Genomic DNA, 22,163 nt, shown 5'->3' on the forward strand with positions numbered 1-22,163 from the left:
TAACGTCCTTTCCAAGGCACCCATGAGCCCATTCCAGGAGGACTGCCCGCAATGCCCGAAACCACTGCCGCTCCGGCCCGTGTCTGCCTGCTCGATGACGGCTACAGCCGTGAGGCGCGTTCGCTTCTGTACAACGCCTACCGTCACGAACCTACCTTCGCCTATATCTTCGAGGCCCAGCGCCCAGGCTACGAGCGGCGTCTGCGGGTGATGGTGCGCGAGTGGGTACGCCAGCACTTCTACCTGCAACTGCCCGCCATCGGCCTGCTGGTGGAAGACCGCCTGATCGCCATGGCCCTGATCGTGCCGCCGATGCGCCGGCTGGGCGTGGCCGACAGCTGGGCCTGGCGCCTGCGCATGATAATGGGCACCGGCCTGCGCTGTACGCGCCGCTACATGGACTACCAGGCCGCCCTGGCCACCTGCCTGCCCACCGACGAGGTGCATGTGCTGCCGCTGCTGGGCGTGCACCCGCAGTTCCAGGGCAAGCACTACGGCGAGCAATTGTTACAAGCTGTGCATGACTGGTGTGCAGACGACCCTGGTACGCAGGGAGTGGTGCTGGACACCGGCAACGAGCACTACCTGGCCTTTTACCAGCGCCAGGGCTATGAGGAAATTGGCGAGGTGGCTGTAGGACCAATCCGTGAGAGGGTGTTCTTCCATCCCAACCCGGTCTCTTCCAATTCTGCTTTTGCCTGAGCGGACCGCGCGACGGCTCCCTTGAGCGCCCGGCTCTGGTAGCATGCGCCGCATGACGTATTCAGGAAGATTGACCTGGGGCCTGGTTATCTGGGTCGCCAGTTTCGCAGCATGGGGCCAGAGTGAGTTGCTGGTGAAGGTCAAACCGGCCAACAAGGCGCTCAAGGCCAATGTCGAAGGCTATATCGGTACCCTTGGCGACCGCGATGAAGAAGCGCTGCTGCGCTTCAGTCGCGGCGCGCAGGAGCAGGCGCGCAAAGCCGCGCAGGCACTTGGCTACTACCAGGCGCAGATCGACACAGAGGTCAAGCCCGCCAGCGAGGCTGACCGTTCCCCGCAACTGATCATCACCATCGACCCTGGCGAGCCGATTCGCCTGCGCAACGTGACCATACGCATCGAAGGCCCCGCCAGTGAGATGAAGGCTTTCCGCGTGCCCGACAGCAAGGCCCTGCGCGCGGGTGAACAACTCAACCACGGCCATTACGAAGATGCCAAGCGGCTGGTCCAGAACCAGGCGTCGCGCTACGGCTTCTTCAGTGGGCGCTTCAGCCGCCAGCGCCTGGCGGTAGACCCCCAGGCCGGTGTGGCCGATATCGAACTGGTCTACCAGAGCGGCCCGCGCTATCACCTGGGTGCGGTCACCTTCGGTGGCGACACACCGCTGGACGACGACCTGCTGCAGCGTATGGTCTCGTTCAAGCCGGGTACACCTTACGACTCGGAACTGATCGCCGAGCTGAACAATGACCTGCAATCGAGCGGCTACTTCGAAGGCGTGCGCGTGGATGCGGCGCCCACCGCCGCCGTGGGCGAAGAAATACCCGTGGATGTCCGCCTGCAAACCCGCAAACCGCGCACCATGGGCCTGGGCCTGGGCTTCTCGACCGACGTTGGGCCCCGCGGCAAGGCCAACTGGACCCGCCACTGGGTCAACCCACAAGGCCATAGCTACGGCTGGGAAACCGAACTGTCGGCACCCCGGCAGAACGTCGGCCTTTGGTACGACATCCCCCTCGACCCGCCGCTGACCGACAAGTTGCGCTTTGCCGGTGGCTACCAGAACGAAGAGATTGCCGGCACCGACACCCTCAGCAAACTGCTGACGGTGGGCCCCGAGTGGCACAGCAAGCTGCCAAGCGGCTGGCAGCGGGTGATTTCCCTCAAGTACCAGCGCGAGGAGTACCGTCTGGGTGATGACTCCGGGCTGAGCAACCTGTTGATGCCGGGGGTGAGTTACTCTTTCCTGCGCAGTGACAACCGCATCGACCCGCATAACGGCTACCGCCTGCAGTTCGATGTACAGGTAGCCAAGGAAGGGCTGGTCTCGGACACCAACCTGCTGCATGGCAACGTGCTGCTCAAGGGCCTGACCACGCTTGGCCATGACCATCGCTTGCTCGGCCGGGTGCAGTTCGGTGGCAGCGCGACCAATGGCTTCAAGAACAACATCCCGCCGTCGCTGCGCTTCTTCGCCGGTGGCGACCAGAGCGTGCGTGGCTATGACTACCAGACCCTGTCACCGAAGAACAGCGACGGCGACCGCATTGGCGGGCGCTACCTGATCGCCGGCAGCGTCGAGTACCAGTATTCACTGACCGAGAAGTGGCGGCTGGCAACCTTCGTCGACCAGGGCAACTCGTTCAACGACCTGGAACTGCCAAGCCTCAAGACCGGTGTCGGTTTTGGCGTGCGCTGGGTGTCGCCAGTCGGGCCGCTGCGCCTGGACCTGGCCAAGGCGCTGGATGATGAAGGGGGAATTCGCCTGCACTTTTCCATGGGGCCTGAGCTGTGAAACGCGTGATCAAGTACACTCTGGCGGGCCTGCTGGGGGTAACCGCAAGCCTGGGCCTGGTACTCGGCCTGTTGCTGGGGACCGAAGCCGGCAGCCGCTGGGTGCTGGGCAAGGTGCCCGGGCTTGAGGTGGCTGACTTCCAGGGCCGCCTGGCCGGTAGCTGGCAAGCCAGCCGGCTTATCTGGGCCGATGCCGGCAGCACGGTAGAGGTGCAGGCACCGCTGCTGGCCTGGTCGCCGGCATGCCTGCTGCGCTCTACCTTGTGCATTGACCAGTTGCAGGCGCAGCGTATCGACATGGCCTTTGCGCCCAGCGCCGAATCGGCCGACAGTGGCCCGCTGCAGTTGCCGGCCTTGCGCTTGCCGCTGGCCATTGAACTGGGTGATGTCAAGGTTGGCCAGTTGCGCCTGGATGGCAGTGACCTGCTTGGCGACTTGCAACTGGCGGCGCGCTGGACCAATGCCGGGCTGCGCATCGACAGCCTGCAGCTGAAGCGTGACGACCTGCAATTGAGCCTGCAGGGCGACCTGCAGCCCGAAGCTGACTGGCCGGTACAACTCCAGGCGCAGCTGCAACTGCCAACGGTAGACGGCAAACCCTGGCAGTTGGCGCTGACTGCCACCGGCGAGTTGCAGAAAACCCTGAAACTCGCCGGCACCAGCAGCGGTTACCTCGACGCCACGCTGAACGGGCAATTGCAGGCGTTGGCCGAGCACCTGCCGGCGACCTTGCAGATCCGCTCCGAGGCATTCAAGCCGGCCGCCTCGTTGCCCGACACCGTACAGTTCAACCAGCTCAAGCTCGACGCCCAGGGCGACCTGCTCAAGGGCTATCAACTGTCGGGGTCGGCCAGCCTGCCGGCCGAGCAGTCGCCGATCGCCTTGCTGTTGTCCGGGCTGGTCGACAGCAAAGGCGCCAGGCTTGATGCCCTGGACCTGAGCGCCAGCGATACCCAGCGGGTCAAGATGCAAGCCACGGCTGACTGGCAGCAAGGCCTGGTCGCCGACGCCCAGTTGGACTGGCAGGACTTTCCGTGGCTGCGCCTGTACCCGCTGGAGACGCCCCCTGAGGTCACCCTCAAGCGGCTCATGGCCCAGGTGCATTATCGCGATGGCAACTACCAGGGCACCTTAAATGGCGACCTGGATGGCCCGGCTGGCGCGTTCAGCCTGGCCAGCCCCTTCGAAGGTGACCTGAGCCAGGTGAAGCTGCCGCAGTTGGCGCTGACCGCCGGGCAAGGCAAGGCTGCCGGCAGTGTCGCCGTGCGCTTTGCCGACACCTTGGCATGGGATGTCGACCTGCAGTTGTCGGCGCTCGACCCAGCTTATTGGCTGGCCGAGCTGCCGGGTAACCTGGCGGGGCCGCTGCGCAGCAAAGGCGAGATGAAAGGCGACGCCTTGAGCCTCGATGCCCAGCTAGACCTGAAAGGCCGTCTGCGCGGCCAACCGGCAGTGCTCAAGGTCGAGGCCCAGGGGGCAGGGCAGAGCTGGACCTTGGGTACCCTGGCAGTCCAGCTGGGGGATAACCGCATCAATGGCAGTGGCAGCCTGCAGCAACGGCTGGCCGGGCGGCTCGACCTCGACCTGCCGCGCCTGGGCCAGTTGTGGCCAAGGTTGCAGGGCCAGGTCAAGGGCCGGCTTGACGTCGCCGGCACCTTGCAGGCCCCGCAAGGTACGCTGGCCCTGCAGGGCCAGCGGCTTGCCCAGGCGGAAAACCGCGTGCAGCAGCTGGGCCTGGATGCCCGCCTGGACAACGCCCAGCGTGGCGTGATCGAACTGAAGGCCAGCGGCATTCACCTGGGTGACACGGCATTGGGCACCTTGCAGGCCAACGGCAAGGGCGACATTCGCCAGCAAGCTTTGACCTTGGCGCTGGACGGCCCGCAGCTCAAACTCGACCTCGGCCTGGATGGCCAGTTGAACAAGGGTGACTGGCGCGGGCGCCTGGCCAGTGGGCGGATCCAGGCCGGTGGCCAGGACTGGCGGCTGCAGGCACCGGCGCGCCTGCAGCGGCTGGCCAGCGGCCAGCTGGACTTTGCTGCGCACTGCTGGCGCTCCGGCCAGGCCAGCTTGTGCGGCGACGACCAGCGTCTGGCCCCCGAGCCACGCTTGCGCTACCACCTCAAGCAGTTCCCGCTGGACAGCCTGGCCCAGTGGCTGCCGAAGGACTTCGCCTGGCAGGGCCTGCTCAATGCCGACATCAATCTGGACATCCCGGCCAGCGGCCCCAAGGGCAACATCGTCGTCGACGCCAGTGGCGGTACCCTGCGCGTGCGCGACAAGGACCGCTGGGTCGACTTCCCGTACCAGGCCCTGCGCCTGGACAGCACGCTGGCGCCAAGGCGCATCGATACCCGCCTGGCGTTCCGCGGCGAGCGCCTGGGCGAGCTGAACGTCAACACCCGCCTCGATCCACTGGGCAAGAACAAACCGCTGTCGGGTGATTTCCAGCTGGCAGGCCTCGACCTTTCGGTGGCACGCCCGTTCGTGCCGATGGTCGAGCGTCTGGCCGGGCAGCTCAATGGCAGTGGCAGGTTGTCGGGCACCTTGCTGGCGCCGCAGGTCAACGGCAACCTGATGCTCAGTGGCGGCGAAGTCAGTGGTGCCGAGCTGCCGGTCAGTCTCGAGGACCTGTCATTGCAGGCGTTGATTGCCGGCGAGCAGGTACAGCTCAACGGCGGCTGGCGCAGTGGCGAGGCGGGGCGTGGCCAGCTCAATGGCAACCTGACCTGGGGCCAGGCACTGGGCATGGACCTGCGTCTGCAGGGCCAGCAACTGCCCGTCACGGTCGAGCCCTATGCGACGCTGGAGGTTGCCCCGGACCTGACCTTGCGCCTGATCGACGACAAGCTGGCGGTGACCGGCAAGGTACAGGTGCCCAAGGGTGCGATCACTGTGCGCGAGCTGCCACCGTCCACCGTCAAGGTCTCGGATGACACGGTGATCGTCGGCCACCAGACCGAAGAGGGCAAACCGCCCATGGCGATGGCCATGGACATCGATGTCGAAGTGGGCCGCGACAAGCTTTCGTTCAGCGGCTTTGGTCTCACGGCCAACCTGCTCGGCCATGTGCACATCGGCGACAACCTCGACACCCGTGGCGAGCTGAACCTGGCCGATGGCCGCTACCGCGCCTACGGCCAGCGCCTGACCATCCGCCGTGCGCGGTTGTTGTTCGCAGGCCCGATCGACCAGCCATACCTGGACATTGAAGCGATCCGCAAGGTCGACGATGTGATTGCCGGTATCCGCCTGAGCGGCAGTGCCGAGCAGCCCACAAGCAAGGTGTTCTCGGAACCGGCCATGAGCCAGGAGCAGGCGCTGTCGTACCTGGTACTGGGGCGGCCGCTGGGCACGTCCGGTGAAGACAACAACATGCTCGCCGAGGCGGCCTTGGGCCTGGGCCTGGCGGGTAGCGCCGGCATCACCGGCAGCCTGGCCTCGAGCCTGGGCATCGACGACTTCCAGCTGGATACCGAAGGTTCGGGTAATACCACCAGCGTGGTCGCCAGCGGCAACCTCACCGAGAAACTGAGCCTGCGCTACGGGGTGGGGGTGTTCGAGCCCGCCAACACCATTGCATTGCGCTACAAGCTGAGCAAGAAGGTGTACCTCGAAGCTGCCAGCGGGCTGGCCAGTTCACTGGACATCTTCTACAAGCGTGACTTCTGAGCTGGCGCGGGGCGGCCGTCAACGGACAGTGGCCGCTTCGATGAACTCATTGGTATCGGGCGATGGCGGCGGGCTGGGGGCGCGAACCGGGATGATCAGGCTGGTGTATTCCTCGATCAACCGGTTGAGGGCTTCCGGCGGTTCGCTGGCCTGGAACTGCATGCGGATCTGCACTTCATCGGGGTCACGGTTGTCGCCCTGACGGCTTTGGCCACCGATGGTGACCTTGAAGCTGGCCGCCTTGTTATCGCCTGCAGTCAGCAGTGCCTGCTGTGCTTCGGTGCCTTTGACCCTTACCGAAAGGTCGACCTGCATGCGCTCGAGGGCCAGGCCTTTTGGCGACACCAGCGCGAACAGCGGTACGCGCATGATGTGCTGGCCGTCCATGGCCACTTCGACCATTTTGGCTTTCATGGGCGCGCCCAACGCTTCGGTGTCGCATTCGAAGAACTGGTCGAACAGGTTGATGTACTGCTGCGCGATCAGGCTGTTGGTAGCACTGGCGGCTTCCTGCAGGCCACGGGTGATTTCGCGCAGGTCGATGGAAGTCATGGGGGCGGGGGATTTATCCAATGCTTCGACTCCTCAGGCCAGGTGGTGCCCCCCTGTTGCTGGTCAGGGGGGGGCTGTTCGGGGCAGGGAGGTGCGTCTCAAGAGGTGGCGGCGGCGAGGGCCGAGGCGCCGTCGGCGGCAGGGTTCAAGGTATCGGCCTGGGAAATCAAGTCCTGGCTTTCCAGTGTGGCGGTTTTGACCACGGTCGGCTTTGTCGCGGCGTCAGTCAGGAAGTCGATCACCCGCATCATCGCTTCAGGCGGGTCCTGGCGCTTCAAGGTCGTGTTGAAGGCGTAGCGGGCGCGGGTGTCAGTCTTGCGGGTTTGCGTGGACTTGTGGCTGACGCTGCCTTTCACGTTGAGCCTGAACGGCCCCCAGCCCAGCGAACCGCTTGCCTCGGCGCTCATGTCCTTGCTGGAAACCTCTTCCGACATCTGGTTGATGACCAGCTCGAACTCGACATTACCTTCTTCGATGGAAATGTTCGGGTGGGTGATGGCTGCCACCAGCGGCACTTTCATGGTCTTGCTGACCACGCCCTTGTACTCGCCTTGTTCGTCGACGATGGTTTCGTCGTAGTCGAACTGGATGGCCACGGCCTTGCCGTCCTGGACGCACACCTGCATCAGGAAGTCGGCGTAGGATTTGCTGGCGGTGACCTGGGCCTGGACCATGGCCTGCAGTGGGCCTGCGATCATGCGGTCCATCGGCAAGGCATTGATTACGGAACCGATGAGGCTGTTATCTATCGACATTGCTGGGTTCTCTTCTGGTTGGGTTCAAAACGTGGCCGTCAGTGGTGGTGACGATGCCGAGGCGTCAGCGCGCGCAATGTTCCTGCCGGCGGATGTTGCCAATCTGGCGCAGGCTCAGGCCGTACTTGTCGGCGAGCAGGCTGCGCGACAGGCCGCTGGCGCTTTCCTTCTGGATCTGCAGGTTGCGCAACTGGCGCATGAAATGGTCAGCCTTGGGGATTTCCAGGGCGACACCGGCAAAGCGCTTGATCAGCGCGTCGAGCGCTTCGGCCGGCAGCACGTCGGCAAGCTTGGTGCGCTCGCGGTGCTTGGGGATGTACTTGGGCCTGCCGCCGTAGGCGCAGGTCAGCTGGTAGGCGTTGTCGATGCCGATGCAGTCGATCAGGGCCTGCAGCGAGTGGGGCAGTTGGCTGATATCGATGTGGCTCAAGTCTGGCGTTTGCATATGGCGCTCCTTCGGGACGGATGGGCTGTGCTACCCGATCACCAGCGGCGTTATGTCGAAGGTGTGACTGGATTTTCTGTGACAGCCGAGGCATGTCGCTAGGCGGCATATGGGTTGGGGGTTGTAGCTTCCGTGAACAGGTTTTGCAGGCAGCGATATCCGGCGTTGTAGGACATGGCTTCAACATCTGGCTGTAGCGGGTGATTTCCCATCACCTCACTCCTTGTGTTGCGCGATGGGTGTGATAACCATCAATCACACGGATAGCTGCTCAACAAGCTGGCGCTGCGCAGGTAGGCCTGAGGGGAGTCGCGCATGCCTTGTGGCAGCGTGCGCCAATCGACCAGCAGGCACAGGGCATGCAGCGGCTGCCCGTCACGCTGGCCGATGACCTGGTCGGCAAAGCTGCGGCGATACAGTGCCTGGGTCTGCTGTTGCGCTTGTACCCGGTCGGCCTGGGCCAGGGTTTGCCGGGCCAACTCTGGCAGTTGCGCCTGGGGGGCAGTGAAATGCACCGACGCACCTTTTGCCTGCAGGTAACCGGCCTTGCGCACGCGCTGCCACAGTTGTTGCCATTGGCTGGCGCCGGCGTGGGCAGCCAGTTCGCGGCCCAGTTCGAGCAGTTGCTCGGCCGAGGTCTGGCGGGTGTCCAGCGCATGAAGGGAAAAGGGGGTCAGCAATAGCGACGCGAACAGAAGGGGTTTGTACATGGTGCCTCCGGCATGGGTGCTTGGGAGCCCCATGCTTTCAGGCAGGCGCCGCCCCACCCAGCAGGAAATGCAGCGCCGGGGCCGGTGGCCGTTGTATCATTGCCGCGGCTCGTTGCGAGCCATTTGCCCCTGATGTTGCAAGGAACCTTCGATGACACACGTGCAGCGCCTCAAATATTCCCTTCTGATCATCCTGGTGGTACTGGGCCTGATGCTGGGTCTGTCCCACCTGCAGAAGCAGGGCACGATCAGTGAGCAGACCTTCCAGATGCTGGCCATCGCCATCGCCGTGGTGGTCGTGGTGATCAACGGCATCCTGCGGCGCAAGGTCAAACCCTGACTTTGGCGGGCCGGCCAGGTATGGCCGGCCATGCGCTCAGCGCAAAGGCGTTCGTTCCAGCACGGCGCGCGCCTGGGGGTCGAGGCTGTAGCATTTGTCGCTGCCCAGCTGGATGACGCCCTCGCTGCACAGCCGCTTGAGCACTTCGCGCACGCTGAGGAACGACAGCGGGATATCCAGCTGTTCCAGCTGCGCGTGCACGCCGCGCACGCCAATGCTGCGGCCATTGCGGTCGGCGGCGTGCAAGGCATCGATGACCTTGAGGCGGATCAGGCTGGTACGCAGGCCGAAACTGCGCAACAGCTCGCGGATCTGTTCGTTGCCGATGCGTTCGTCAGCAAAAACGTCCTGTTCCCTGGGCGCTTTGCCTGGGACGCGCCCAGCCTGGATCGAGGGTTGCGGGTTGTACATGTGAATGCTCCTTTTCGTGGACGAACCCGAAATTTGGGTGCCTCATTTACTAGGACGAATGAGAACGAAAAAACTGCAGCCCACTCGCAAAAAAAATCTGGTTCTGTTCAAGACGTTCCATTGCCTTGTAATACGTAAAATTTTCATTTGGCCATTCGTCTGATCGGGATGATCCCCGAAGCCGAGGAGTGCCTGTGTTTCCACTTTCCCGTCCCATGACTTGCGCTGGCCTGGCCGCCGCACTGGTAGCCTTCAGCGTTGGCGCAGTGCCGGTGCAGTCCGCCGCAGCCGATGCCAGTGCGCAGATTCGCCGAACCACTTACGGTGTGCCGCACATCGTGGCCAAGGACGAGCGCGGCCTGGGTTATGGCATCGGCTACGCCTACGCCCAGGACAACTTGTGCCTGCTGGCCAATGAAGTGCTGACCGTGAGTGGCGAGCGCTCACGCTACTTCGGTGCCAAGGGCAAGACCCTTGAGCAGCGTGACAATCTGGCCAGCGACGTATTCTTCACCTGGCTCAACACTCCGGCGGCAGTCGATGCGTTCTTGCAGGCGCAGCCGGCACCGGTACGGGCGCTGCTGGCAGGTTATGCCAGCGGGTTCAACCGGGCGCTGGCCGAGCGCCGCAGCCAAGGGTTGCCCGCCGAATGTGGCACCGGCGAGTGGCTGCGGCCGATAAGCAGCGAGGACCTGATCAGGCTGACCCGTCGGCTGCTCGCCGAAGGCGGTGTCGGGCAGTTCGTCGAAGCGCTGGCCGGGGCGCAACCGCCAACGCAGGCCAGCCAGCCGGCGCCGGCAGGGTTTGCCGCGGCGCTGGCCAGGCAACAGCGTTTTGCCACGGAGCGCGGTAGCAATGCGGTGGCTGTCGGGGCCCGGCGTTCGGCCAATGGCCGTGGTCTGTTGCTGGCCAACCCGCACTTCCCGTGGATGGGCGGCATGCGTTTCTATCAGATGCAACTGACCATTCCCGGCCAGCTCGATGTGATGGGGGCGGCATTGCCGGGCCTGCCGGTGGTCAACATCGGCTTCAACCAGCATCTGGCCTGGACGCACACCGTCGATACGTCGAATCACTTCACCCTGTACCGCCTGCAACTCGACCCCAAGGACCCGACCCGCTACCTGCTCGATGGCAAGTCGCTGCCGCTGGCCCGGCAAACCGTCAGTGTTGCGGTAAAGGCCGAGGATGGCAGCCTGAGCCAGGTGCAGCGCCAGGTCTACAGCTCGCAATTCGGCCCGGTGGTGCAATGGCCGGGGCGCCTGGACTGGGATGCACATGCTGCCTACAGCCTGCGCGACGCCAACCTTGAGAACACCCGGGTGTTGCAGCAGTGGTACCAGATCAACCATGCCGACAGCCTGGTGGCGTTGAAAGGCTCGATCGAACAGCTGCAGGGCATCCCCTGGGTCAACACACTGTCGGTGGACCAGGCTGGCAAGGCCCTGTACCTGAACCAGTCAGTGGTGCCTTATGTGGATCAGCAACTGCTGAGCACGTGCAGCAACCCGCAGGCACAAGGGCGCCTGGTAGTACTGGATGGCTCCCGCAGCGCGTGCCAGTGGAAGGTCGATGCGCAGGCCGCACAGCCGGGGATTTTCCCTGCGCGGCTTCTGCCGAGCCTGGAACGCGAAGATTTCGTGCAGAACTCCAACGACCCGGCCTGGATGGCCAACCCGGCGCAGCCGCTGACCGGTTATTCGCCGCTGGTCAGCCGCAGTGACCAGCCGCTGGGCATGCGTGGCCGCTTTGCCCTGCAACGCCTGCAGGGTACGGCCCGCCTGGGCGCCGACGACCTGCAGCGCATGGTGACCGATGACGAGGTCTACCTGGCCAGCCTGCTACTGCCTGACCTGCTGCAGTGGTGCAAGGGCGCCGACGCGGATGTGCGGGCCGTATGCAGCAGCCTGGCGGCCTGGAATGGCAGGGCTGACCTGGACAGTGGCATTGGGCTGATACATTTCCAGAACCTGTACGATGCCCTGGCCGAGCACCCGCAAAGCTGGCGGGTGGCCTTTGACCCTGCCGATCCGCAGCACACCCCGCGCGGGTTGGCGGTCGAGCAGGCGGCCGTGCGCAAGCTGTTGCATCAGGCCGCATTGGCGTCGCTCGAGCAGGTGCGTGACAGCGGCATGGCAGGGGACGCGCGCTGGGGGCAGGTGCAACAGGCGGGCGATGGTACGCCGGTGCCGGGTGGCCCGCAGGCGTTGGGCGTGTACAACGCGATCTACAGTGTGCCGCATGGGCAGGGCAAGCGGTTGGTGGTCAGTGGTACCAGCTACCTGCAACTGGTCAGTTTTACCGACCAGGGGCCAGAGGCCCGTGGGCTGCTGGCGTTTTCCCAGTCCAGTGAAGCGGCTTCGGTGCATGCCAGTGACCAGACCAAGGCGTTTGCAGCCGGGCAACTGGCGGTGATTCCGTTTACCGAGGCGCAGATCAAGGCGGACCCGGAGTACCGGGAAGTGGTGATCAGTGAGGGGGACAAGGGGGCGGTGGTCAGCCGGCCTTGAGGCGTTAGCCTGTGCCTGCCTCTTCGCGGGTAAACCCGCTTGTATGGTAGGACTTGAAGGGAGGAGGAGGGTCATAACTCGCTTCTGACTGTTCGCAGCAGTACAGACCGTGGGAGAAATCACCCCTCCTCCTTTCAGCACCCAAGCGCCGATAAGGAATGCCTCGTTTGCAAACGACGATAGATGCAAGCCTGCGCCAGGGTGTGCCCTTCAAGTCCCACTACGCTACAAGGAGCAGCTATCCATGGCAATGTCCGCAACCCCAATCGAAGCTGGCGTGGACACCGCCAAAGATGAACTGGTGATTCAAAGCGCTCCGAGCACCAAACCCTTCGCCATCCCCAACACCCCGAAAGCAATCAAAGCCTGGCTCAAGACACTGCCTAAAGGCTCAGCGCTGGCCATCGAAGCGACCAGCACTTATCACATGGAAATGGCGGAGCAAGCCCACGCTGCGGGTTTCGCGGACTACGTTATCGACGGTCTGAGGTTGAGCAAATACCGGGAAAGCGTTGCTGTGCGGGCGAAAACTGATGCCCACGATGCCGCTTTGCTCGCCCGTTTCCTGAGCAACGAGCGAGGTTCCTTGAAGGCCTGGGTTCCGCCACCTGCGGGGCATCGTGAGATCCAGATGCTGCTGCGTCGCCGCGCCAAACTGGTAGCCGTGCGGCATGCTGCGGATGAGTTTGTCGGGCGACAAGATGTTTGCCTCAGCGCTCAAGAGCCTTGAAGAAACGGTCAAGCGCGTAGAGCTTTTGCTGGAAAAACAGCTGCGTACGGTGATCAAGACGGCTGGGCTTTCCGATCAGTTGCGTCGCGTCCAGCAGCTTCCCGGTGTTGGCTTTTTAACGGCTGCCGGCTTAGTGATGTCCTTCATGCGCGGCGAGTTCAAGAACAGTGATGCCTTTGTCGCTTACCTGGGCATGGATGTAACGGTTGCCCAATCTGGTAAATGGGCAGGCAGAGGGAAGTTGAGCAAGCGTGGAGACTCGGAGGTTCGCAGGCTGCTGTACAACGCCTCGATGAGCGGCAGCCGAACCAAGACTTGGTCACAGTTTTACGCCCATCATCAAGCACGCGGGAAGAAGACCACACAAGCCTTGGTAATCCTTGCACGTCGCTTGGCTCGGCTGGCCTTCGGCCTGATGAGGCATCAGGCCGACTGGAAGCCCGAGATATATACCGGAGGTGCCAAACCAGCCAGCTGAGGCTGGGGCTGCTGCGCAGCCGAACCAAACTGACGGATAGCACCCAACGCCGAAGAGAAACTCTCCGGCGCGCTGACTTGTGTCTGGAGATTACTGAAAGAGGCCGAAGACGGTTCTACTGAGAAATTGCCTTCGGCCATAGAATCTCCCACAGGTACTGCACCAGGGCTGCAAGCGGCACGATACCTGTGGGAGCGGGTTTACCCGCGAAGAAGGTAACTCGGTCGGTCAGGAAAACTCGAACGGCGCTAGCTGAAAGCCTTGCTCGTCAACCTGCAAGGCCCAGCCACGGCGGTCCCAGTCGCCCAGCACGATACGCCGTGCCGGTTGCCCGTCGACCACCAGCTTGTGTATCGCCGGCCGATGGGTATGCCCATGCACCAAGGTACGTACACCATGCGCTGCCATTACCTTCGGCACTTCCTCTGGCGTGACATCGACGATCTCGGTGGACTTCATCCGCGTTTGCGAGCGGCTTTCGCTGCGTAGCTTGCGCGCCAGCTTGTAGCGGGCCGACAGCGGCAGGTGCCGCAACACCCACAGGCTCAGCGGGTTGCGCAGCAAGCGGCGCATTTTCATGTAGCCCAGGTCGCGGGTGCACAAGGTATCGCCATGCATCAGCAGCACCTGCTCGCCACCCAGCTCGATCACGCTGGGGTCGTGCAGCAACGTGCAACCCGCAGCGTCGCAGAAGGCTTGGCCGATCAGGAAATCACGGTTGCCATGCATCAGATAGATGGCCGTGCCGCTGTCGCTCAGCCGACGCATGGCCTGGCAGACCGACTGCTGGAAGGGCGTCATGGCATCGTCGCCGATCCAGGCTTCGAAAAAGTCGCCAAGGATGTACAACGCCTTGGCGTGGCGGGCACGGCCATCGAGCAGATCAAGAAACGCCCGGGTAATGTCCGGGCGTTCTTCTTGCAGGTGCAGATCGGAGATCAGCAGGATCACTCAACGATCTCGGCTTTCTCGATGATCACGTCGTCCTTCGGCACGTCCTGGTGGCCAGCCTTGGAACCGGTGGCGACCTTTTCGATGGCGTCGACGATTTCACGGCCTTCGATCACTTCGCCGAATACCGCGTAGCCCCAGCCCTGAACGTTCTTGCCGCTGTGGTTGAGGAAGTCGTTGTCGGACGAGTTGATGAAGAACTGCGCCGAGGCGGAGTGCGGCTCCATGGTACGGGCCATGGCGATGCTGTACTTCTTGTTCTTCAGGCCGTTGTCGGCTTCGTTCTGGATGCTGGCGCGGGTCTTCTTCTGGCTCATGCCAGGCTCGAAGCCGCCGCCCTGGATCATGAAGCCCTTGATCACGCGGTGGAACACGGTGCCATTGTAGTGGCCGTCCTTGACGTACTGAACGAAGTTTTCGGTAGTCAGCGGCGCTTTCTCGGCGTCCAGTTGCAGGACGATGTCGCCGTGGTTGGTGCTCAGTTTGACTTTGGACATGCTGAAACTCGCTCTTTCAAGGCAATCGGAATTAGGGTGCGCAGGGCGCGGGTCATCACCTGACGCAGGATCAGGCGATCGCGACACATGGCGCGCACTGGCCATTTTGCCAGGCTGCGGCAAAAAGCCGTGATAAATCACGCCAGTTTGTCTGGGCCCGACTGTCAGCAGCTTGACTGCTTCGGCTATGATAGGCCCTTTGATTCAATCGGCCTACCCAGGCCGGACACGTGCATTCAAGGATCCTATGAGCAAGCCCACTGCCGACAACGCGCCCAACGCCGCTGCCAAAGGCGCCCCCGCTGTCCCTGCGAATTTCCTGCGGCCGATCATCCAGGCCGACCTGGACTCGGGCAAGCACAGCAGCATCGTCACCCGTTTCCCGCCGGAGCCCAATGGCTACCTGCACATCGGTCACGCCAAGTCGATCTGCGTCAACTTCGGCCTGGCCAAGGAATTCGGGGGCGTCTGCCACCTGCGTTTCGACGATACCAACCCGGCCAAGGAAGACCAGGAGTACATCGACGCCATCCAGAGCGATGTCAAGTGGCTGGGCTTCGACTGGGCCGGCGATGTGCGCTACGCCTCCGACTACTTTGACCAGCTGCACGACTGGGCGGTCGAGCTGATCAAGCGTGGCAAGGCCTACGTCTGCGACCTTACCCCCGAGCAGGCCAAGGAATACCGTGGCAACCTCAAGGAACCGGGCAAGAACAGCCCGTTCCGCGAGCGCAGCGTTGACGAGAACCTCGACCTGTTCGCGCGCATGAAGGCTGGCGAGTTCAAGGATGGCGAGCGCGTGCTGCGGGCCAAGATCGACATGGCCTCGCCGAACATGAACCTGCGCGACCCGATCCTGTACCGTATCCGCCATGCCCACCACCACCAGACCGGTGACAAGTGGTGCATCTACCCGAACTACGACTTCACCCACGGCCAGTCGGACGCCATCGAGGGCATCACCCATTCGATCTGCACCCTGGAGTTCGAAGGCCATCGTCCGCTGTACGACTGGTTCCTCGACAACCTGCCGGTGCCAGCGCACCCGCGCCAGTACGAGTTCAGCCGCCTGAATCTGAACTACACCATCACGTCCAAGCGCAAGCTCAAGCAGCTGGTCGACGAAAAGCACGTCGAAGGCTGGGACGACCCACGCATGTCGACCCTGTCCGGCTTCCGTCGCCGTGGCTACACCCCGGCTTCGATCCGCAACTTCTGCGAAATGATCGGCACCAACCGTTCCGACGGCGTGGTCGACATGTCGATGCTCGAGTTCAGCATCCGTGACGACCTGGACCGCACCGCACCGCGCGCCATGTGCGTGCTGCGCCCGCTGAAAGTGGTCATCACCAACTATCCGGAAGGCCAGGTCGAGCAGCTCGAACTGCCGCGCCACCCCAAGGAAGACATGGGCGTGCGCGTGCTGCCGTTCGCCCGCGAGCTGTACATCGACCGTGATGACTTCATGGAAGAGCCGCCGAAGGGCTACAAGCGCCTGGAACCGGCCGGTGAAGTGCGCCTGCGCGGCAGCTACGTGATTCGCGCCGACGAGGCGATCAAGGATGCCGACGGCAACATCGTCGAGCTGCGCTGCTCGTACGACCCGGACACCCTGGGCAAGAACCCGGAAGGCCGCAAGGTCAAGGGCGTGATCCACTGGGTGCCGGCCGAGGGCAGCGTTGAGTGCGAAGTGCGCCTGTACGACCGCCTGTTCCGCTCGCCGAACCCGGAAAAGACCGAGGAGGGCGGCAGCTTCCTGGACAACATCAACCCAGGCTCGCTGCAGGTGCTCAGCGGCTGCCGCGCCGAGCCGTCGCTGGCCCAGGCGCAGCCCGAGGACCGTTTCCAGTTCGAACGCGAAGGCTACTTCTGCGCCGACCTGAAGGACAGCCAGCCGGGCCGCCCGGTGTTCAACCGCACTGTCACCCTGCGTGACTCCTGGGGCAGCTGAGGAACCGCCGTGCTTACCATCTACAACACGCTGAGCAAAACGAAGGAAACCTTCAAGCCGCTGGATGGCAACAAGGTGCGCATGTACGTGTGCGGCATGACCGTGTACGACTACTGCCACCTGGGCCATGGCCGCAGCATGGTGGCCTTCGACCTGGTCACCCGCTGGCTGCGCAAGAGCGGCTACGAGCTGACCTACGTGCGCAACATCACCGACATCGATGACAAGATCATCAACCGGGCCAACGAGAACGGCGAAAGCTTCGATGCCCTGACCGCCCGCATGATCGACGCGATGCACGAAGACGAGCGCCGCCTGAACATCCTGCCGCCGGACCAGGAGCCGCGTGCCACCGACCATATCGCCGGCATGCACGCGATGATCCAGACCCTGATCGACAAGGGTTATGCCTATGCCCCGGGCAATGGTGATGTGTACTACCGCGTCGGCAAGTTCGTCGGCTACGGCAAGCTGTCGCGCAAGAAGATCGAAGACCTGCGCATCGGTGCCCGTATCGAGGTCGACGAAGCCAAGCAGGACCCGCTGGACTTCGTGCTGTGGAAGGGCGTCAAGCCGGGCGAGCCGAGCTGGGAGTCGCCATGGGGCCCGGGGCGTCCGGGCTGGCACATCGAGTGCTCGGTGATGTCCACCTGCTGCCTGGGTGAAAGCTTCGACATCCACGGCGGCGGCAGCGACCTGGAGTTCCCGCACCACGAGAACGAGATCGCCCAGAGCGAGGCGGCCACCGGCAAGCAGTACGCAAACGCCTGGATGCACTGCGGCATGATTCGTATCAATGGCGAGAAGATGTCCAAGTCGTTGAACAACTTCTTCACCATTCGCGACGTGCTCGAGAAGTATCACCCGGAAGTGGTGCGCTACCTGCTGGTGGCCAGCCACTACCGCAGCGCGATCAACTACTCGGAAGACAGCCTGCGCGATGCCAAGGGCGCGCTGGAGCGCTTCTACCACGCCCTGCGTGGCTTGCCACGGGTAGCGGCCAAGGGTGGCGAAGAGTTTGTCGAGCGCTTCAGCGTGGCCATGAACGACGACTTCGGCACCCCCGAAGCCTGCGCCGTGCTGTTCGACCTGGTGCGCGAGATCAACCGCCTGCGCGAAAGCGACGTGGAGGCTGCTGCCGGCCTGGCAGGTCGCCTGCGCGAGCTGGGTGACGTGCTGGGTGTGCTGCAACTGGAAGCCGATGACTTCCTGCGTGCAGGGGCCGAAGGCAAGGTGGATGCCGCTGAGGTCGAGGGCTTGATCCAAGCGCGCCTGCAGGCGCGTGCGGACAAGAACTGGGCCGAGTCCGACCGCATTCGCGACCAGCTGACCGCCATGGGTGTGGTGCTGGAAGACAGCAAGGGTGGGACTACCTGGCGTCTGGCCGACTGATCGGTTTAAAGGGGGCTGCGCTGCAGCCCATCGCGACACAAGGCCGCTCCTACAGGAATAGCGCCGCATTCAATGCTTGCGTAATCCCTGTAGGAGCGGCCTTGTGTCGCGATGGGCCGCAAAGCGGCCCCGTTTCTATTTGGCAAGGCCCACAAGCGGGCAGTGCAACACCAACCTGGCCCCACCCAGCTCGCTTTCCCCCACCTCCAGCCCGAACCCATGCAGGTCGACGATCGCCGCAACGATCGACAACCCCAGCCCGAACCCCGCATGGCGGTGGCCTTCATCGCTACGGTAGAAGCGCTTCAGCACTGCCGCCCGTTCCTCTTCCGGAATACCCGGCCCGCTGTCCTCGATGGCCAGGTGCAGGCCGTTGTCGTCCTGCGTCGCCGTTATCCGCACCAGCCCACCCTCGGGCGTGAACTTGATGCCGTTGCCCACCAGGTTGGCCAGTGCTTCGAACAGCAGTTCGCGGTCACCATGCAATGCCGGCAGTTCGGCCGGCTGCTGCAGTTCCAGGCGGATGCCGCCATCTTCTGCCAACGGCAAGTAGAAGTCGTGCAGCTCGACCAACAACTCGTGCGGGTCAAGCTGGACGAAACCGGCCCGCCGCTGGCGGTCTTCCAGTTCGCTGATGCGCAACAACCCGCGAAAACGCGCCATCAGGGTGTCGGTTTCGCTGATGGCCTGGTCCAGTGCCTCGGCCTGGGTGGAGTCAGCGTCACTTTGCTGGCGAATGCGGTACAGCTGGGCGCGCAGGCGCGTGAGCGGGGTGCGCAGGTCGTGGGCGATGTTGTCGCACACGCCCTTGACCTCGTGCATCAGCCGCTCGATGCGGTCGAGCATGGCGTTGACGATGGCTGCCAGCATGTCCAGCTCGTCGCGCCGGGCCGACAGCGGCAGGCGGTGGGTAAGGTCACCGGCGACGATCAGTTCGGCCTGGGCCTGGATCGCGCGGATGCGCTTGAGTGGGCGGCGCCTCAGCAGGTACCAACCGGCAAAGCCCGGGATCAGGGTCAGCGATATCCCCCAAAGCAGGGCATGCAGGATGATCCGGGTGACCACGAACAGCGAGCCGTTGTCGCGCACCAGCACCAGCCAGCGGCCATCCTGCACCTTGATCGCCACCGCGTCGCAGCTGTCACGCGGCATGTGCGGGTCGTCGGCGTCCAGGCAGCGCTTGAGTTCGTGAACCTTGCCGTCCAGCCCCAGCTCTGGCGGGATGGCGCGAATGCGCCCGCCGATCGGGTTGAGCTGGTTGTCGAACAGGCCGTAGGCGTCGAAGCTGCGCTCCTCGAAGGCCTGGCTGGCGACCAGGGCGTCGTCCAGCTGTTTGCCGCTCATGTGCGCGAACAGGTGCTGGCGCTGCAGCATCGAATGGCGGGTTAGTTTGTTCAGGTAGCTGGACACCTCGAAGTACAGCACCCCCATGAGGATGCTGCTCCAGGCCACGAACAGAAAGCTGTACAGCGCCAGCAGGCGGCTGGTCGAGGAGCTCCAGCCCTTAGACGGGTTCAGCAATGGCATAGCCGGAGCCCCGTACCGTACGGATCAGCGGCGACTGGCCGGGCGAGTCGATTTTCTTGCGCAGGCGACCGATGTGTACGTCGATCAGGTTGGTGCCCGGGTCGAAGTGGTAGCCCCAGACTTCCTCGAAAATCATCATCCGCGTGATCACCTGGCCGCTATGGCGCATCAGGTACTCCAGCAGCTTGTATTCGGTGGGCAGCAGGTTGAGGGTCTGTTCGCCACGGCGGGCTTCGTGGCTGATCAGGTCCAGTTGCAGGTCGGCGACCTGCAGACGGGTCTGGGTCATGGGCACGCTGTTGCGGCGCAGCAGCACTTCGACCCGCGCGGCCATCTCGTCGGAGGCGAACGGTTTGGTCAGGTAGTCGTCACCCCCGGCACGCAGGCCGCGCACCCGCTCGTCGACGTCGGAGAGGGCGCTGATCATCAGGATCGGCGTGGCAATCTTGAGGTTGCGCAGCGTGGTGACGATGGTCAGGCCATCGACCTCGGGCAGCATGCGGTCCAGGGTGATCAGGTCGTAGCCGCCGGCAATGGCCTTGGCCAGGCCTTCACGGCCATTGTCGGCCCAATCCACCTCAAGGCCGTGGCTGGTAAGTTCGGCGACGATTTCCTGGCCGGTGACGGCGTCGTCTTCGATGGTCAGTACGCGAGGCATGCTGGTTCCCGGGCATCTAATGGAGACTAGATTGTGCCAAAGAATAGCCAAACGGCGATTTAAGAAAAATTCATCTGGCGCGTTTTGCCTGCACTGGCCTCTTCGCGGGTAAACCCGCTCCCACAGGTGCAGCGTCACCCCCAAGGGCGGTGACATCCCTGTGGGAGCGGGTTTACCCGCGAAGCAGGCACCGCGGTCTTTCAACGTGCGCCGATACCCTCGGCATGCATGATCTGCGCAATGATCGGCACCGGAGTCATCAGGTGCGAGCGCATCATGGCGCTGGCGCGCTTGGCGTCCCGGGCCAGAATCACTTCCACCAGAGCCGCATGCTCCTGGCGCTTGAGCTCCAGGGCCTGTTCGGAAAACACCGTCTGGGTCAGCCACAGGTGCCGGTAGCGCTCGGCCTGGTCGAACAGGTAAGTGCGCGCCTGCAGCAGGTGCTTGGAGCCGCAGCCCGAGGCAATGGCCGTGTGGAATGCCTTGTGCCGTTCGTCCCACACATCCAGGCGCTGCTCGCGGGTCTTCACTTCCACCACCTTGGCCAGGGTATGCGAGTGGGCCAGTACCGACGCCTCCCAGGCGTCGTCGCCACGCTCGATGGCCAGGGTGATGATCATCGCCTCCAGGTTGGCGCGGGCATCGTAGATGTCGTTCATCTCGTCCAGCGACATGGGCGCCACACGGTAGCCCTTCTGGCTGATCGCGTTGACCAGGTGCTCGGCCACCAACTGCGACAGTGCTTCGCGCAGCGGGCCCACGCCCAGGTCGTAGCGCTCCTTCAGGGTGCTCATCAGCAGCTTTTCGCCGGGTTTGAACACGCCGCGGATGATGTCCTTCTTGAGCCTCTCATACCCGCTGAATGCTGAGTTTTGTCGGGGGGCGAGCGCTTCCAAGGTCCTGTTCCTCAAACGGTTTTGACGATCATACCGAAAGCGTTCGCCGGCGAAAAACAATGGACAAAAACACATTTTGTCTTTGATAAATAAAAATGTAGACATTTTGCGTTTATGGCGATAATTTTAGCTCGCCCGCACTGATCCAGGTCATGACCGGACGGCGCTACTCATTTTTTCTGCCAGGACATTGCCATGAACGCTTTTACGCAGATCGACGAACTTGTGATGCCACTGCCGCTCGAGCCGCGTGGTTACACCATCGCCCCTTCGAAACAGTCGCCGCGCCTGCTTGAGCTGACCTTTGCCCGCGAAACGGTCGAAGCGTTCGTCCAGGCTGTTGCCCAGTGGCCGGTGCAGGCGCTGGAATACAAGTCGTTCCTGCGCTTCCGGGTTGGCGAGATCCTCGACGAGCTGTGCCAGGGCACCCTGCGGCCGGTGCTGCTCAATACCATCCTCAACCGCGCCAGCGGCGGCATGCTGATCACCCCGGTCGGCCTGGATGACGTGAGCCAGGCCGAGGACATGGTCAAGTTCACCACCGCCTGCGCACACCTGATCGGCCGCTCCAACTACGACGCCATGAGCGGCCAGTTCTATGCCCGCTTCGTGGTGGTCAACACCGACAACTCAGACAGCTACCTGCGCCAGCCGCACCGGGTCATGGAGCTGCACAACGACGGCACCTTCGTCAACCAGATCACCGACTACGTGCTGATGCTGAAGATTGACGAAAAGAACATGGAAGGGGGCAACTCGCTGCTGCTGCACCTGGACGACTGGGAGCAGTGCGACGAATTCTTCCGCCACCCGCTGGCCCGTCGCCAAATGCGCTGGACCGCACCGCCGAGCAAGAAGGTGTCCGAAGATGTGTTCCACTCGGTATTCGACACCGATGCCGAAGGACGCCCGACCATGCGCTACATCGACCAGTTCGTGCAGCCGGAAAACTACGAGGAGGGCATCTGGCTGAACGCCTTGTCCGAATCGCTGGAAGGCAGCGAGAAGAAGCTTTCGGTACCGGTCGGCGTGGGTAGCTTCCTGCTGATCAACAACCTGTTCTGGCTGCATGGCCGCGACCGCTTCACGCCGCACGACGGCCTGCGCCGCGAGCTGATGCGCCAGCGCGGTTACGTGGCCTTCCCCAAACCGCTGTACCAGCGCGGGCAATAATGACAGGGCGCGGGGCGGG

Annotated in this window: 18 protein-coding genes and 1 pseudogene; 9 read left to right on the forward strand and 10 right to left on the reverse strand. The window is 63.4% G+C overall.

What is annotated here, in order from left to right; genetic code table 11:
• The first annotated feature begins 51 nt into the window (after window positions 1–51).
• The 3 genes from RR51_RS17285 to RR51_RS17295 are packed head-to-tail and all read left to right on the forward strand — an operon-like array spanning window position 52 to window position 6,168.
• On the forward strand, window positions 52–702 hold the full coding sequence (locus RR51_RS17285) for a GNAT family N-acetyltransferase (protein WP_013972919.1): 651 nt from the start codon (window positions 52–54) through the stop codon (window positions 700–702).
• Between the two features lie 52 nt (window positions 703–754).
• A complete protein-coding gene (locus RR51_RS17290) occupies window positions 755–2,497 on the forward strand; it encodes an autotransporter assembly complex protein TamA (RefSeq protein WP_039614237.1) in 1,743 nt (580 codons plus the stop codon).
• A complete protein-coding gene (locus tag RR51_RS17295; protein ID WP_039614224.1) occupies window positions 2,494–6,168 on the forward strand; it encodes a translocation/assembly module TamB domain-containing protein in 3,675 nt (1,224 codons plus the stop codon). Before RR51_RS17290 ends, RR51_RS17295 begins: the two co-directional genes overlap by 4 nt.
• A gap of 18 nt (window positions 6,169–6,186) precedes the next feature.
• Here the strand turns inward: RR51_RS17295 and RR51_RS17300 are convergent, their stop codons facing one another.
• From RR51_RS17300 to RR51_RS17315, 4 genes are all read right to left on the reverse strand, one after another.
• On the reverse strand, window positions 6,187–6,741 hold the full coding sequence (locus RR51_RS17300; protein WP_039614225.1) for a DUF2589 domain-containing protein: 555 nt from the start codon (window positions 6,739–6,741) through the stop codon (window positions 6,187–6,189).
• A gap of 77 nt (window positions 6,742–6,818) precedes the next feature.
• Window positions 6,819–7,475, reverse strand: coding sequence for a DUF2589 domain-containing protein (locus tag RR51_RS17305; protein ID WP_039614226.1), 657 nt, complete (start codon window positions 7,473–7,475; stop codon window positions 6,819–6,821).
• A 64-nt stretch (window positions 7,476–7,539) separates the two neighbouring features.
• Window positions 7,540–7,920 carry a Mor transcription activator family protein gene (locus RR51_RS17310; protein ID WP_013972914.1) on the reverse strand — a complete coding sequence of 127 codons (381 nt, stop codon included), beginning with the start codon at window positions 7,918–7,920 and terminating at the stop codon, window positions 7,540–7,542.
• A 251-nt stretch (window positions 7,921–8,171) separates the two neighbouring features.
• Window positions 8,172–8,630, reverse strand: a complete 459-nt coding sequence (locus RR51_RS17315; RefSeq protein ID WP_039614227.1) for a hypothetical protein — start codon at window positions 8,628–8,630, stop codon at window positions 8,172–8,174.
• A 151-nt stretch (window positions 8,631–8,781) separates the two neighbouring features.
• Between RR51_RS17315 and RR51_RS17320 the strand changes: the two genes are divergently transcribed.
• Window positions 8,782–8,970 carry a hypothetical protein gene (locus RR51_RS17320; protein ID WP_003248064.1) on the forward strand — a complete coding sequence of 63 codons (189 nt, stop codon included), beginning with the start codon at window positions 8,782–8,784 and terminating at the stop codon, window positions 8,968–8,970.
• A 36-nt stretch (window positions 8,971–9,006) separates the two neighbouring features.
• On the opposite strand, the gene RR51_RS17325 is transcribed toward RR51_RS17320, so the two are convergent.
• Window positions 9,007–9,381: a fe2+ zn2+ uptake regulation protein gene (locus RR51_RS17325; protein ID WP_023661040.1), complete on the reverse strand. Its 375-nt coding sequence runs from the start codon at window positions 9,379–9,381 to the stop codon at window positions 9,007–9,009.
• Window positions 9,382–9,575: 194 nt separating this feature from the next.
• On the opposite strand from RR51_RS17325, the gene pvdQ reads away from it, so the two are divergent.
• A complete protein-coding gene (gene pvdQ / locus RR51_RS17330; protein ID WP_039614228.1) occupies window positions 9,576–11,891 on the forward strand; it encodes a bifunctional acylase PvdQ in 2,316 nt (771 codons plus the stop codon).
• 244 nt (window positions 11,892–12,135) lie between these two features.
• Window positions 12,136–13,099, forward strand: a pseudogene (locus tag RR51_RS17335) (IS110 family transposase).
• A 228-nt stretch (window positions 13,100–13,327) separates the two neighbouring features.
• On the opposite strand, the gene RR51_RS17340 reads toward RR51_RS17335, so the two are convergent.
• Both RR51_RS17340 and RR51_RS17345 read right to left on the reverse strand, forming a co-directional pair.
• The gene (locus tag RR51_RS17340; protein ID WP_039614229.1) at window positions 13,328–14,050 is read right to left on the reverse strand and encodes a UDP-2,3-diacylglucosamine diphosphatase; all 723 of its coding nucleotides are present in this window, start codon (window positions 14,048–14,050) and stop codon (window positions 13,328–13,330) included.
• The gene (locus tag RR51_RS17345) at window positions 14,047–14,547 is read right to left on the reverse strand and encodes a peptidylprolyl isomerase (RefSeq protein ID WP_003259195.1); all 501 of its coding nucleotides are present in this window, start codon (window positions 14,545–14,547) and stop codon (window positions 14,047–14,049) included. The genes RR51_RS17340 and RR51_RS17345 overlap by 4 nt, the downstream gene beginning before the upstream one ends.
• Before the next feature lie 247 nt (window positions 14,548–14,794).
• Between RR51_RS17345 and RR51_RS17350 the strand changes: the two genes are divergently transcribed.
• Window positions 14,795–16,498 carry a glutamine--tRNA ligase/YqeY domain fusion protein gene (locus tag RR51_RS17350; RefSeq protein ID WP_039614230.1) on the forward strand — a complete coding sequence of 568 codons (1,704 nt, stop codon included), beginning with the start codon at window positions 14,795–14,797 and terminating at the stop codon, window positions 16,496–16,498.
• Between the two features lie 9 nt (window positions 16,499–16,507).
• On the forward strand, window positions 16,508–17,890 hold the full coding sequence (gene cysS, locus RR51_RS17355) for a cysteine--tRNA ligase (protein ID WP_039614231.1): 1,383 nt from the start codon (window positions 16,508–16,510) through the stop codon (window positions 17,888–17,890).
• 135 nt (window positions 17,891–18,025) lie between these two features.
• On the opposite strand, the gene RR51_RS17360 is transcribed toward cysS, so the two are convergent.
• The 3 genes from RR51_RS17360 to csiR form a co-directional block, all read right to left on the reverse strand.
• Window positions 18,026–19,417, reverse strand: a complete 1,392-nt coding sequence (locus RR51_RS17360; protein WP_039614232.1) for a sensor histidine kinase — start codon at window positions 19,415–19,417, stop codon at window positions 18,026–18,028.
• Window positions 19,395–20,075: a response regulator transcription factor gene (locus tag RR51_RS17365; RefSeq protein ID WP_013972905.1), complete on the reverse strand. Its 681-nt coding sequence runs from the start codon at window positions 20,073–20,075 to the stop codon at window positions 19,395–19,397. The genes RR51_RS17360 and RR51_RS17365 overlap by 23 nt, the downstream gene beginning before the upstream one ends.
• Before the next feature lie 200 nt (window positions 20,076–20,275).
• Window positions 20,276–20,971, reverse strand: coding sequence for a DNA-binding transcriptional regulator CsiR (csiR, locus tag RR51_RS17370; protein ID WP_015270630.1), 696 nt, complete (start codon window positions 20,969–20,971; stop codon window positions 20,276–20,278).
• 195 nt (window positions 20,972–21,166) lie between these two features.
• On the opposite strand from csiR, the gene glaH reads away from it, so the two are divergent.
• A complete protein-coding gene (gene glaH / locus RR51_RS17375; protein WP_039614233.1) occupies window positions 21,167–22,144 on the forward strand; it encodes a glutarate dioxygenase GlaH in 978 nt (325 codons plus the stop codon).
• The last annotated feature ends 19 nt before the right edge of the window (window positions 22,145–22,163 follow it).

Source organism: Pseudomonas sp. C5pp (assembly GCF_000814065.1).
GTDB classification, from domain to species: Bacteria; Pseudomonadota; Gammaproteobacteria; order Pseudomonadales; family Pseudomonadaceae; genus Aquipseudomonas; species Aquipseudomonas asiatica.